The organism is Streptomyces sp. NPDC003697, from assembly GCF_053587115.1.
The window spans coordinates 1-13,014 of sequence record NZ_JBSFNN010000125.1 but is presented as its reverse complement, the minus strand read 5'-3'; the positions used below and the strand labels follow the sequence as shown (position 1 = coordinate 13,014).

General features: G+C 73.9%; 11 protein-coding genes. 2 read left to right on the top strand and 9 right to left on the bottom strand.

Translation table 11 applies throughout. The annotated features are described in order from the left end of the window. Positions 1–219: 219 nt before the first annotated feature. The 9 genes from ACWDNY_RS29765 to ACWDNY_RS29725 form a co-directional block, all read right to left on the bottom strand. Positions 220–1,026 (bottom strand): anti-sigma factor family protein, encoded by an 807-nt coding sequence (locus tag ACWDNY_RS29765; RefSeq protein ID WP_451648921.1) that lies wholly within the window; start codon positions 1,024–1,026, stop codon positions 220–222. Further along, positions 1,026–1,607, bottom strand: a complete 582-nt coding sequence (locus ACWDNY_RS29760; protein ID WP_361511578.1) for a sigma-70 family RNA polymerase sigma factor — start codon at positions 1,605–1,607, stop codon at positions 1,026–1,028. The genes ACWDNY_RS29765 and ACWDNY_RS29760 overlap by 1 nt, the downstream gene beginning before the upstream one ends. 281 nt (positions 1,608–1,888) lie before the next feature. Continuing rightward, a complete protein-coding gene (locus ACWDNY_RS29755; RefSeq protein WP_451648920.1) occupies positions 1,889–2,476 on the bottom strand; it encodes a CGNR zinc finger domain-containing protein in 588 nt (195 codons plus the stop codon). Between the two features lie 124 nt (positions 2,477–2,600). Then, a complete protein-coding gene (locus ACWDNY_RS29750; protein WP_451648923.1) occupies positions 2,601–3,752 on the bottom strand; it encodes a uroporphyrinogen-III synthase in 1,152 nt (383 codons plus the stop codon). Positions 3,753–3,858: 106 nt separating this feature from the next. Continuing rightward, positions 3,859–5,235, bottom strand: a complete 1,377-nt coding sequence (locus ACWDNY_RS29745; protein WP_451648919.1) for a nitrate/nitrite transporter — start codon at positions 5,233–5,235, stop codon at positions 3,859–3,861. Positions 5,236–5,398: 163 nt separating this feature from the next. Then, positions 5,399–6,649, bottom strand: a complete 1,251-nt coding sequence (locus ACWDNY_RS29740) for an acyltransferase family protein (protein ID WP_451648918.1) — start codon at positions 6,647–6,649, stop codon at positions 5,399–5,401. Continuing rightward, a complete protein-coding gene (locus tag ACWDNY_RS29735) occupies positions 6,646–8,775 on the bottom strand; it encodes a glycosyltransferase (protein WP_451648922.1) in 2,130 nt (709 codons plus the stop codon). Before ACWDNY_RS29735 ends, ACWDNY_RS29740 begins: the two co-directional genes overlap by 4 nt. Positions 8,776–8,846: 71 nt before the next feature. Continuing rightward, positions 8,847–9,839, bottom strand: coding sequence for a translation initiation factor IF-2 (locus ACWDNY_RS29730; protein WP_451648917.1), 993 nt, complete (start codon positions 9,837–9,839; stop codon positions 8,847–8,849). A gap of 203 nt (positions 9,840–10,042) precedes the next feature. Further along, entirely contained in the window at positions 10,043–11,008 is a 966-nt protein-coding gene (locus ACWDNY_RS29725; RefSeq protein WP_451648916.1) for a LysR family transcriptional regulator, read from the bottom strand. 107 nt (positions 11,009–11,115) lie between these two features. Here ACWDNY_RS29725 and ACWDNY_RS29720 point away from each other — a divergent pair, with 107 nt between their 5' ends. Both ACWDNY_RS29720 and ACWDNY_RS29715 read left to right on the top strand, forming a co-directional pair. After that, on the top strand, positions 11,116–12,429 hold the full coding sequence (locus ACWDNY_RS29720) for an MFS transporter (RefSeq protein ID WP_451648915.1): 1,314 nt from the start codon (positions 11,116–11,118) through the stop codon (positions 12,427–12,429). A 36-nt stretch (positions 12,430–12,465) separates the two neighbouring features. Then, complete coding sequence (locus ACWDNY_RS29715) at positions 12,466–12,891, top strand: VOC family protein (RefSeq protein WP_451648914.1); 426 nt, start codon at positions 12,466–12,468, stop codon at positions 12,889–12,891. Positions 12,892–13,014: the final 123 nt, after the last annotated feature.

The window sequence follows — 13,014 nt, the reverse complement described above, 5'->3', positions numbered from 1 at the left end:
ACGAGGTGGCTCGGCAACGCACCCCGCGTGGACGCGCCGGCCGCTGCGGGCGGGCACCCCCCGGCACGCCCCCTCCCGTCCGTGCGCGGCTGCGGGAGGGATCCGTTTCCGGTGGTGAGTGCCAGTGGTTCGGCGGCGGCCGCGGGACGGTTTCGGACTACTGCGGCGAGTGCCGGCGGTTCAGGTGCGGGGCCTCCGCGCGATGCGCCGGGCCGGTTGTCAGGCGCCGACCTCCACCAGGCGTTTGCCGTCGAAGGTCATGACCTCGAAGTGGTCGATCTCGTTCGGGGTGAGGGCGGCGCCGCCGTGGACGTAGAGCGGCTGCTTACCCTCTTCCGTCTTGGCGTTCGGGACGCCGTAGCCCCAGTTGGGGACCGACCAGGAGGTCACCGTCTCGCGCTCGCCGTCCTTGCCGACGGCGATGAGCGAGCACTTCTTGGGGCCGGTGACGTTCTTCAGCTGGAGCACCGCGTGGGTGCCCCAGTCCCGCTTCTCCATGGCGACGGTCGCGGTGACGTGGGTCGCCGGGTCCGTGGCCGTCCGCCGGTCCGACATCGTCTGGAACGCGGACTGGGCGGGACCGGCGGCCATCGTGTCGCCGCCGTCCGACCCGCCGGTCGCCGCGACCACGGTCAGCGGGCCACCGATGATCAGTGCGGCCGCAGCCGCGATCAGGTAGAAGCCGCGACGGCGCTTGCGCGCGCGGCGCTCGGCGACCTCGTCGACGAGCTTCTCGGCCAGCCGCGGGCTGGGCCTGGCCGACAGCGACTCGCCGATCGCGGGCGCGCCGGAACCGGGCATGTCCGCGAGCGCGGCCAGCATCGGCTCCATTCCGGCCAGTTCGTCGAGTTGTTGGGCGCACCACTCGCACGTGGCGAGGTGTGCCTCGAAAGCGGTTGCCTCGGCGTCGTCGAGGATGCCGAGGGCGTAGGCGCCGACGGTCTCGTGCTCGTTCGGGGCCGGTGATCCCTGCATGGGGCCAGACATACCCGAACCACCCGTTCCGAACCCCCCGTAAGTGCTCATCACGCCGTCACCCCCCGCTCCTCCAGAGCCAGCTTCATCGACCGCAGGGCATAGAACACCCGGGAGCGGACCGTGCCGCTCGGTATGCCCAGCGTCTGCGCCGCCTCATTGACGGTACGCCCCTTGAAATACGTCTCGACCAGCACCTCCCGGTGGGCCGGGGTCAGGTCGTCCAGCGCGTCCGACAGCGTCATCAACCACAGCGCTTTGTCGATCTCGTCCTCCGCGGGAATGACCTCCAGCGGCGACGGATCGACCTCCTGCGGCCGGGCCTGCCGGCTGCGGTGGCCGTCGATGACGATGCGCCGGGCGACCGTCACCAGCCAGGGGCGTACCGAACCGGTCGCACGATTGAGCTGACCGGCGTTCTTCCAGGCACGGATGAGCGTCTCCTGCACCACGTCCTCGGCGCGCTGCCGGTCTCCGGCGACCAGCCGCAGGACATACGCGAGGAGGGGTCCGGCGTGTTCGCGGTAGAGCGCACGCATCAGCTCCTCGTCAGGCTCCGAGGGCTGGGACATGCGATGTCGGGCCCTCGATCCACGTTCCTTGGCCACGACGGAATCCTTGCGCACGCCCACCTCCGATGTCCGGGGGTTCCCCCAGTCGGTCGCTCGCCGACGGGTACGGACGCGGGGTGCGCGGTGTTCAAAGCGGGGCGGCGGTTTTCTGCGGGGCGGTGTGACGAGCGGGACATGAGTGCACATTCCCACTGCACGATGTCTACATTTCCGACACGCCGTCACGGCGCGGCGCGATTGCCCCTGCGGGACCGTGACCAAACGGGGTGTTGCCCATCTCACACGGGCCGCCGGGGCGGGGAAAGCCGCATACGGGACACCCGGGGCTGCCTGACGGTTCTTCAGGCTCGGGTGAGGGCCGTGCGGCGACGGTGGCGGGCCACCCGTTCCCGGTTGCCGCAGACCTCGCTGGAGCACCAGCGCCTGCGCCGTCCCCGGGACGTGTCCAGGTACACGATGGGGCAGTTGTCGCCCTCGCACTCGCGCAGCGCGGCCCGGGCGGCGGGATCGGTGAGCAGTTCCACGGCGTCCCGCGCGACCGCGGCCAGCAGGCCGGCGCACTCCGGGGAGCCGGCCAGCTCCCGTACGAGCGCGCCGTCCGCGCCGGTGACCGCGCGCGGCGCGGGCGGCGCGGCCCGGGCGACGTCGTTGACGCGGGCGAGCGCGGGGCCGAGGGGCCGGGTCTCGGGCACGAGGCAGGCGCGCACCAACGGTGCGACGTGGCCGCGCAGTTCGCGGAAGGCCAGGAGCCAGGAGGCGTCGGCGTGCGCCAGCGAGGTCGCCCGCGGGACGAGCCCGGAGCCGGTGATCCACGCGCGCAACGACCCGACGCCGTCCAGCCGTTCGCCGGGGTGGGTGGTGGCCAGCAGGTCCAGGCAGATCCGCCCGGTGTCGAACCGCAGCTCGTACGGGGCCGTACCCAGTGCCATGTGCCTGTCACCGCCTAGGGTCACCCGGGTCGGCGGGTGTCGGTGAGGTGCCTGTCGAGGGCTGGGGAAACCGCTCCCTCCCACAGTGCCCGTCCTCCGCCGCGGCCGGAACCCCCCGGCCGGTTCAGGCGTCGGCGTACTTGCTGTCGGCCGCCGGGTCCAGGGCGAGGCGGTAGCCGCGCTTGACCACCGTCTGGATCAGCTTCGGCGCGCCGAGCGCCGTGCGCAGCCGGGCCATCGCCGTCTCCACCGCGTGCTCGTCGCGGCCCGCGCCCGGCAGCGCGCGCAGCAGCTCGGCCCGCGCCACCACCCAGCCCGGCCGCCGCGCCAGCGCCCGCAGCAGCGACATGCCGGCGGGCGGTACGGGCTTCAGCTCGCCGTCCACCAGGACCGCGTGGCCGCGGATCTCCACCCGGTGCCCGGCCACCGGCAGGGCCCGCGCCCGGCCCGGCAGTTCACGGCACAGCAGCTGCACCAGCGGGCCGAGCCGGAAGCGGTCCGGCTGGACCGTGTCCACCCCGCGGGCCTGCAGCGGCAGCGCGGTGACCGGTCCGACGCACGCGGCGAGCACGTCGTGGTCCAGGGCCGACAGCAGCTCCGGCAGCAGTCCGCGTTCCCCGGCGCGGGAGAGCAGGGAGGCGGCGGCGGGCGCGCTGGTGAAGGTGAGCGCGTCCAGGCCGCCGGAGACGGCTGCGTCGAGGAGCCGGTCGAGCGGGCCGGTGTCCTCCGGGGGCATCCACCGGTAGACGGGGACGGGCACCACCTCGGCGCCCGCCTCCCGCAGCGCCTCCACGAACCCCGGCAGCGGCTCACCGTGCAGCTGGACGGCGATCCGCCGCCCGTCGACGCCCTCCTGGAGCAGCCGGTCGAGCACCTCCGCCATGGACTCCGACGACGGCGACCACTCCTCCGTCAGCCCGGCGGCCCTGATCGCGCCCTTGACCTTGGGCCCGCGGGCCAGCAGCTCCACCCCGTGCAGCCGGTCCAGCAGCGCCCCGCCGAGTCCCCACCCCTCGGCGGCCTCGACCCAGCCGCGGAATCCGATGGCGGTGGTGGCCACCACGACGTCGGTTTCCGTGCCGATGATCGTCTTGGTGGCGGCGAGGAGTTCGCCGTCGTCGGCGAGCGGCACGATGCGCAGGGCGGGCGCGTGCACGACGGCGGCGCCGCGCCGCTGGAGCAGCGCCCCCAGTTCGTCGGCCCGGCGCGCGGCCGTCACGCCCACGGTGAACCCGGCCAGGGGTCCGTGTTCCGGTCGCTGCTGTTCGTCGTCCATCGCACTCTCGTCCCGCACTCGAGGAGTTCCTTCGTGCCGCGTGCCGGACCGAGCCTGTCGACGGCGCGTGACGGGCCCGGTTCGCCGCGATGTCCCCAGTGTTACGTCACACCTCCGCGTACCCCGGCAGGGGGGCCGGTTCCGCGGCGGTGGCGACGCTGCGGTCCCGCCCGGCCGGGCGGCGAAGGTACACCGCCCAGGTGACCGCGACCGCGACGCCGTAGAAGGCGAGGAAGGCGACGAAGGCGCCCGTGCCGGAGCCGTGGGAGAGGAAGGACTGCCGGAAGGCGAGGTTGACGCCGACGCCGCCCAGCGCCCCCACCGCGCCGGTCAGCCCCATGGACGCGCCGGACAGCCGGCGCCCGTAGGATGCGGCCTCCTCCCCCGTCAGCCCCAGGGCCCGCGCCTTGGCCCGGAAGATGCCCGGGATCATCTTGTACGCCGACCCGTTGCCGAGCCCGCTGAGCACGAACAGCACGACGAAGACGGCGACGAACAGCGCGAGCGAGTCCCGCAGGCCGGCCAGCACGGCCGTGGCGGCGGCCATGGCGGCGAAGACTCCCAGGGTGACCGGGGCCCCTCCGTACCGGTCGGCGAGCCGGCCGCCGACCGGGCGGACGAGGGAGCCCAGCAGCGGGCCGATGAACGTGAGGCAGGCGGCCTGCAGCGGGGTCCGCCCGAACTGGTTCGTCAGGACCTGCCCGAAGGCGAAGCTGTAGCCGATGAACGAGCCGAAGGTGCCGAGGTAGAGGAAGGACATGATCCAGGTGTGGGGGTCCTTCGCGGCGTCCCGGGCGGCGCCGGTGTCGTTGCGCACGGAGGCGAGGTTGTCCATGCGGCGGGCGGCGAGGACGGCGACGACGACGATCAGCGGGATGTAGATCCCGAGCAGCACCCGCGGTCCGCCGCCGGCGCCGATGACGGCGAGCGCGGCGAGCTGGATGACGGGCACGCCGATGTTGCCGCCGCCGGCGTTGAGGCCGAGGGCCCAGCCCTTGCTCCGCAGCGGGAAGAAGGCGTTGATGTTGGTCATGGAGGAGGCGAAGTTGCCGCCGCCGACGCCGGCGAGGAGCCCGGCCCACAGGAAGGTGGTCAAGGACGTGCCCGGCTCCATCACGGCGAACGCGGTGACCGTGGGGACCAGCAGCAGGCACGCGGAGACGACGGTCCAGTTCCGGCCGCCGAACACCGCGACGGCGAAGGTGTACGGCACCCGGGCCGCCGCGCCGACCAGCGTCACCACGGACGTCAGCAGGAACTTGTCCGCCGGCGTCAGCCCGTACTCCGGCCCCATGAACAGCACCAGCACGGACCAGAGCGTCCACACGGAGAACCCGATGTGCTCGGACAGGACGGAGTACAGCAGGTTCCGCCGGGCGATCCGCTCCCCGCCGGCCCGCCAGAACGCCTCGTCCTCCGGGTCCCAGTCCTCGATCCAGCGGCCTTTCCCGATCGGCGCGGGGGGTGTGCTCGGGGCTGTCATGACGCCTCCACGGTGCTCCGGGCCCGGGTCTCGTTCGACCAGTGGTCCCGAAGGTAGGAGGGCCGCGTTTCCGCCCTGTGGCACCGGGTGACCGGGAGAAGACGTTGCTCTCACCCGGCGGGAAGGCCGGGTGAGAGGTCCGCCGGAGGGGGCGACGGGGCCTTCAGGAGCGGTGGCGGTTCCCGCCGCGCCGCGCCCCGTCCGGCCACAGCCGCGGGCGGCGCCCCGCGGCCACGTCCTCGATCCAGCCGAACGCCAGGACGGCCAGCCCGATCAGCGGCCACACCAGGACCAGGGCCAGCACCGGATAGGTCGCGTCCAGCTCCGCCGCCCCTTCGCCGCCGCTGAGGAACGGCAGCCGGTAGGCCTGGTCCAGCAGCGGGACGGTCGCCGCGATCAGCAGGTTGTGCCACAGGTAGAGGGTGACCGCGCGGTTGTTGGAGAGGGTGATCAGCTTCTCCCACCGGCGCAGCCGGCCCGGCAGCTCCCGCCACGACGGGGAGTACTGCAGGAGGATCACGACGAACCCGAAGGACCAGGTGGCCTGGGCGAGCGGGATGTCGTTGAGGTCCAGGCCCTCCGGGCCGGGATGCCCGAAGGCCCACCACAAGCCGAACGCCATCAGCAGGGCCGCGCAGGAGACGGCGGCGTAGCGCGGGATCCGCGCCAGGACGCCCTCGTGGTGGGCGAAGCCCAGGACCCAGCACCCGCCGTAGACCGCGAAGTCCGTGACGGCGTTGCCCGTCTCGCCGGGAATCGTCACCAGTCCGGTGCCGACGACGGCGGCCAGGGCGGGCGGAGCGGCGAGGGTGGCCCACGGGGCCCGGCGGAACGCCCACAGCAGCAGCGGCGAGGCGACCACGAACCAGAGGTAGGCACGCAGGTACCACAGCGGTCCCGCCGCGTCCTCGGCCCAGGTGGTCTCCAGCAGGCCCGACGGGGAGCCCAGGTGCTCCGGGTAGGGCGGGGCGCCGACCGGGACGAGGTAGTCGAACAGCGACAGCACGCCCCAGGTGCCGCCGGTGTCGGGGTCCTCCGCCGGGTTCCAGCCGCCCGCGAACATCAGCGCGAGCGCCACCGCGCCGAACGCCCACAGCGGGGGCAGCAGGCGCCGGACCCGGCTTCTGATCACGCTCGCCGCCGGACGGCCGAGTGAGCGCGCCATCAGGGAGCCGGCCAGCGCGAACATCACGCCCATCGAGGGGAACAGCACCGTCAGCCACGCCCAGCCGAACAGGTGGTAGAGCACGACCCGCAGGAGGGCGAGCGAGCGCAGCAGGTCCAGGTAGCGGTCACGGCCGGCCTTCCCGGCGGCGGCCGCCGGCGCCGGTTCGGCGTCGCGCTGCCGCGGGAGGACCGGTGCCGGCACCGTGTCCGGCTCCGCGCCCGTGCCCGTGGGGTGTCCGTGGCTCATGCGACCGGCCTCCGATCACCGCTGCCGTCGTGGGTGCGCTGCTGCGGCATCGGAGCGACCGGCGCCTCGACGACGCCGGTGCGCCGCAGTTTCTGCCAGCGCAGCCGGCCGCCGGTGAGTGCCGTGATCCAGGACTGGAGCAGCACGACGTACATGAGCTGGCGGTAGAGGATCTGCTGCAGCGGCAGCGAGATCAGGTGCGTCATGCGTTCCCGGTCCAGACGGAAGGCGTAGGCGGCGCAGACCGCCTGGACCGCGAGGACGCCCAGCCAGGCCTCGATGGTCTTCTGCGTCGGGCCGAAGACGACCCCGTACAGCAGGAACACGTCGATCAGCGGGGCCAGCAGCGGGGCGACCACCATGAACAGCGACACCAGCGGCAGGCCCACCCGGCCGAAGCGGCCGGACGGCCCCAGGTCGAAGAGCGCCCCGCGGTGCTTCCAGATGGCCTGCATGGTGCCGTAGGACCACCGGTAGCGCTGGGACCACAGCTGCCGGACCGACTCCGGCGCCTCGGTCCAGGCGCGGGCCTTCTCGGCGTACACCACCCGCCAGCCGTCGCGGTGCAGCGCCATGGTGATGTCGGTGTCCTCGGCGAGCGTGTCGTCGCTCATGCCGCCGACCCGCCGCAGGGCCGAACGGCGGAAGGCGCCGACCGCGCCGGGGATCGTCGGCATGCAGCGCAGGATGTCGTACATCCGCCGGTCGAGGTTGAAGCCCATCACGTACTCGATGTGCTGCCAGGCCCCGATGAGCGAGTCGCGGTTGCCCACCTTGGCGTTGCCGGCGACGGCGCCGACGCGCGGGTCGCCGAAGGGCTGCACGAGTTCGCGCACCGTGGACGGCTCGAAGACCGTGTCGCCGTCCATCATCACGATCAGGTCGTGGCGGGCGTGCGCGATGCCCCGGTTCAGTGCCGCGGGCTTGCCCGCGTTGACCTGCCGGACGACGCGCACGCCGGGCAGGCCCATGGCCTCCACGATGTCGGCCGTGCCGTCGCTGGAGCCGTCGTCGACGACGAGCACCTCGATCGGGTGCTCGCCGGCCGTCAGCGAACGCACCGTGTTCTCGATGCACTTGGCCTCGTTGTACGCCGGGACCAGCACCGACACCGGCTCGGTGACCGGCTCGCCCCAGTGGAAGCCGGGGCGGCGGACCCGGCGGGCGTGGGCGCCGGAGAGCAGGAACATCAGCACGAAGCGGGCGATGACGAGCCCGCCGACCACGGCCAGGCACACCGCCAGGGCGTCGGTGACGTGCTCGGACGCCTGGACCAGGAAGATCCACGCCCTGGCCTTCCACAGGTCGGGGCCGGTGACGGGGGTGTGTGCGCTGGGCGCGTTCAGCGCCTCGGTGAGGTTGTCGAACGTGTAGCCGCGGGCCTGGAGTTCGGGCAGCAGCCGGTCCAGGGCCCGCACCGTCTGGTGGCGGTCGCCGCCGGAGTCGTGCATGAGGACGATCGCGCCCTTGCCGCCGGCGGGCGTGGCGCGGCTGACGATCGCCTCGACGCCGGGTTTGCGCCAGTCCTCGCTGTCGATGTCGTTGACGACGGTGATGTAGCCGCGTCCGCCGACGTAGCGGGTCACCGGCCAGGACCGGTCGTCCATGGCGTCGGCGAAGGAGGAGTACGGCGGGCGGAACAGGGAGGTGCGGATGCCGGCCGCGCCGGTGATCGCGACCTGGGTCTGGGACAGCTCCCAGTCGATGCGCGCCTTCGACTGGTACGACAGGTCGGGGTGGTTGAAGGTGTGCAGTCCGACCTCGTGGCCCTCGCGCACCATGCGCCGGACCAGCTCCGGGTAGCGGGAGGTCATGGTGCCGGTGACGAAGAAGACGGCGTGCGCGTGGTGCTTCCTGAGCACGTCCAGCACCCTGGGCGTCCAGGTCGGATCGGGTCCGTCGTCGAAGGTGAGGACCAGCCGGTGGTCGGGGACGCGCAGTCCGTCCGGGTGACCGGCCCGGGTGTCGATCACCGGGCCGCCGTCGAGAACGCTCCCGGGGACCTTGCCGGTGGCGGCCTCGGGGCGGACGCGGTGGTCGGCCAGGATCTCGCTGTGCACGTATCCGCGCAGCATCAGCATCGCCATGAGCACGGCGAGCAGGGAGGTGGGCAGCAGCAGGCGCAGGGGCAGGCGGCGTCGTCGGGAGCCGTTCCGGGCCGCGGACCGCGCGCCGGAACGGCGGGAGCGGGAGTTCGTCACAGGACGCTCTCCGAGGAGGCCGGCGCCGGGGCGGTCGTGCCCGGCTCGCTCGTCACGGGCGTCGGATCGCCGGAACCACCGGCGACGGGACCGCTTGTGCCGCTGCCGCCGTTGCCGTTGCCGCTGCCGGAGGAGGCCGTGGGCCCGGAGGAGCCGGTGGGCCCGGCGCTGTCCGGCGCGCTCGTCACGGGCACCGGGTCCCCCGGGCCCGCCGCGACCGGGCCGCTGCCGCCGGTGGTGCCGGAACCGCCCCCGGTCGGGGAGGGCGACGGGTCGGGCGAGGACGGACCGGTGCTCGGGTCGGGCGTGGCGGTGAGCGGCGGCGGTGACGACGGCGCGACGGGGGCGGTCGGGCCCGGCTTGACGGGCTTGGTGCTCGCGGAGGCGCTCGGCCGGGGAGCGGCGGAGGCGCCCGGTCTGCGGGGCGCGGCGGAGCCGCGGGGAGCACCGGTGGTGGTGGCGCCGGGTGTCGGCTTCGGGCCGGTCCCTGCCACCACCGGGGTGCCGGGTACCACCCAGCCGCTGCCGGAGCCGGGCGGCGCGGCCGAGTCGGAGGGCAAGGGCGTGATGTCGACCTTGCTGGAGGACGGATCCTCGTCCTGCCCGGGCACCGGCAGCCAGGGCGCGTTGGAGTTTCCCGAGACCAGGGTGACGACGATGACGACCGCGTAGGCCGCGCAGGCCGTGCCCACGGCCATGCCGACCCGCCGGAGCCGGCGGCTGCGGCGCCCCGACGCGTCCACGAAGACGGGCCCCTCACCGCCGCCGTCCCGGTCCGCCGGCCCGCCCGGCGGCGCCGCGGCGCGGTCCAGCCGGACGGTCATCTCGTCCGGTCCCGGGTGCGGTGCCGGGCCGTGGCCGGTGGCCGGCTCCGGACCGAGCCCGGAGTCCTGCCACGGATCCTCGACCCGCGGCGCCGGCACGGCGCCCGTCTCCGGCACGGCCCCGTCGTCGGATCCGGCGGCGGCATCCGCCCCGGTCGCGGACATGGCTGATTCCTCCGGACGGGCGTTTTCCCGCCACTTCTTCACGCGCAACGTACCTTCCCCCCACGGGACTCGACGGGCGCGCATACGACTCCGAGCGCCTTGTCGCCGGAACCGGCCCCCACCGGTCCGAGCGCCCCCTTGGCCTTACCGTGCTCGGAGGGCAAGACCGTAGCGTCCGGCGAAGGGGCAAAAACCCCGAAGTATCAATCATGAACGGAATTGACCGTTTCGTCGACGGCCGGAATCCATCCCTGTCCAGGTCGTCGCAACCATCCGTGCGCCGCCGCGACGTCCGCCGCCGCCCGCCGCAGCGCGTCGAGCGCGGGGTGCGCCAGCCCCCGGCGCCACACGAGCGACACCGGGGACAGCGGCACCGGGTCGACCAGCGGCCGGACCACCGTCCCCGGCAGGGCCGGGAAGTCGACCACCGCGAGGACGGGATGGCCCGTCTTGGCGATGATGCGCTGGAACTCCTCCTCGCCCACGGCCAGCGGGGCCGGCGGCGCGACCCGGATACCGCGTCCGTCGAACAGGCGGTGCGCGAGGTCGGTCCACTCCGGGGTGCGCGGGTTTCCCGCACCGGCGTACACCGTCTCGCCCGCCAGCGCGTCCAGCGGCACCGACGGCAGGGACGCCAGCCCGTGCTCCCGGGGCAGCACGATCGCCATCGGCTCGTACCGCACGAGCTGGTGTGCCAGCCGGGCCCGCAGCCCGGGGTCCAGCCCGGCGAAGCGGCCGAACGACGCGTCCAGGCGCCCGGCGAGCAGCTCGGCCGCCGCGTACGTCAGCCCGCTCTCGAAGCGGGCCATGATCTCCGGCTCGGGGGCGAGTTCCCGGGCCCGGTGGAGCACCCGGCGCCCGGTGACCAGCCCCGGGGAGTTCAGGTCGACCAGCAGCGGACGGGCCTGCCCGAAGGCGGACAGCAGCTCGTCCTGGGCCTGCAGGACCCGCCGCGCGTACGGCAGCAGCCGCTCACCGTCGGCGGTCAGCGTCACCTGCCGGGTCGAGCGGACGAACAGGTCGGCGCCCAGCTCCCGCTCCAGCCGCCGCACGTCCCGGCTGAGGGCCTGCTGGGCCACGTACAGCCGCGCCGCGGCCCGGGTGAAGTGCAGCTCCTCGGCGACGGCGACGAAGGCGCGCAGCAGACGGGGGTCCGGATGGGCGGGCATGCGGCGAACCTACAACGCGGATGCCGGACAACTCACAACCCAGGTGCGTGAATCCGGGTCCGACAGGTGTTGGACCCGGCGCTGTGCCCCCCGGGATGGTTGTGTGCATGCCACAACCGACTCCCCGGAAAGAGCCCCTGCTCACCGTCACCGCCGACGCCGTCGTCGCCGTCGACTTCGGGCCGCGCCGGCGCGGCACCCGCCCGCCCGGCCCCTACCGCCGGCTGTTCGCCGTCCCCGGCACCCGGGCTTTCACCGCCGGGAACCTGATCGCCCGTCTGCCTCAGGGCATGTTCGGCGTGAGCGCGGTCGTGATGATCGCCGGGGCGCGGGGTTCGTACGCCCTGGCCGGCGCCGTCACCGCCACCGGACTCGTGGCGACCGCGGTGGCCGCTCCCTGGATCGCGCGGCTGGTGGACCGGTACGGCCAGGCCCGCGTCGCCGTGCCCGCGACGGTGTGCGCGGCGCTGGGCAGCCTCGCGCTGCTGCTGTGCGTGCACTTCGGCACCGCCGACTGGACCCTGTTCGCCGCGTACGCCGCCACCGCCACCACCCCCAACACCGGCGGCATGTCCCGCGCCCGCTGGGCGCACCTGCTGCGCGGCGACGCGAAGGCCCTGCACACCGCGAACTCCTTCGAGCAGGCGGCGGACGAACTGTGCTTCATGCTGGGCCCGGTCCTCGCCGCCTTCCTGTGCGGCACCTTCTTCCCCGAGGCGGGCACGCTCACCGGCGCGGTGCTGCTGCTCACGGGGGTCCTGCTGTTCGCCGCCCAGCGCGCGACCGAGCCGCCGCCCGCGCCGCGCACCCGCGCCAGGGCACCCCTCACCGCCCCCGGGATGCCGGGCGGGCTCCTGGTGTGCCTGACCATGGGTGCGGTGTTCGGCGCGATGGAGGTGGTCACCATCGCGTTCGCCGACGCACAGGGGCACCGCACGGCGGCGGGCGTGGCGCTCGGCCTGCAGGCGGCCGGCTCCTGCGGGGCCGGCCTGCTGTACGGGGCGCTGCGGCCGGCCGGCCCGGCCGCCCGGCGGCTGCCGTGGTGCGTCGCCGCGATGACGGCGCTGATGACGCTGCCGATGCTGGCCGCCTCCCTGACCGGGTCCCTGCTGCTGCTGTCGGCGGCACTGCTCGTCGCGGGCACGGCGACCGCGCCGACGATGATCACGAACATGACCCTGGTGCAGCAGCGCACCCCCGAGGGCCGTCTCAACGAGGGCATGACCCTGGCGGTGACCGGCCTGCTCGGCGGCATCGGCTGCGGCAGCGCGGCCGGCGGCTGGGTGGTCGAGCACCTGTCGCCGACGGCCGGCTACGGGGTGCCGGTGACGGCCGCGGCACTGGCGCTGCTGATCTCCCTGGGGCAGCGGACCGCTCACCATCGGCCTGACGGAATGTTTTCCCGGCAGCGGGGACTCTGAGGGGAGCGAATGGCACGCTCGTCGATCGGAGGGCCCATGGCCGAGTACCCCCGGCTGAACCAGACCGTCCTGGACACCACCAGGCCGAGAGAACTGGCCGAGTTCTACCGGGAGTTTCTGGGGCTGACGTACCGGCCCGGTGACGAACCCCCGGCGGACGGCGCGGGCGACGAGCCGGACTGGCTCGTCCTGCGGAACTCCGACGGCGTCAACCAGCTCGCCTTCCAGCGGGTCGACCGCCTGCCCCGGACGACGTGGCCCGGGCACGACGTCCCGATGCAGCTGCACATCGATCTCACCGTCCCGGACCGGGCCGAGCTGACCAGGCAGCGCGAACGGGCGGAAGCGCTGGGAGCCGAGCTGCTCCTCGACCGGTACGACGACCCCGAGGAAGCGCTGTACGTGCTGGCGGACCCGTCGGGCCACCCGTTCTGCCTGTTTCCGCACTGGAGATCAACCTGACGGCCGGCGTCGGCGTCGCCACGGGCGGTGACCCCGACCCCTGCGACATCTCGGTAACTCGGGGTTCATGCCGTCCATGCTCGCGCACCTCCGGCCGAGGCGGGCGCCCACCGGGGAGAGGCG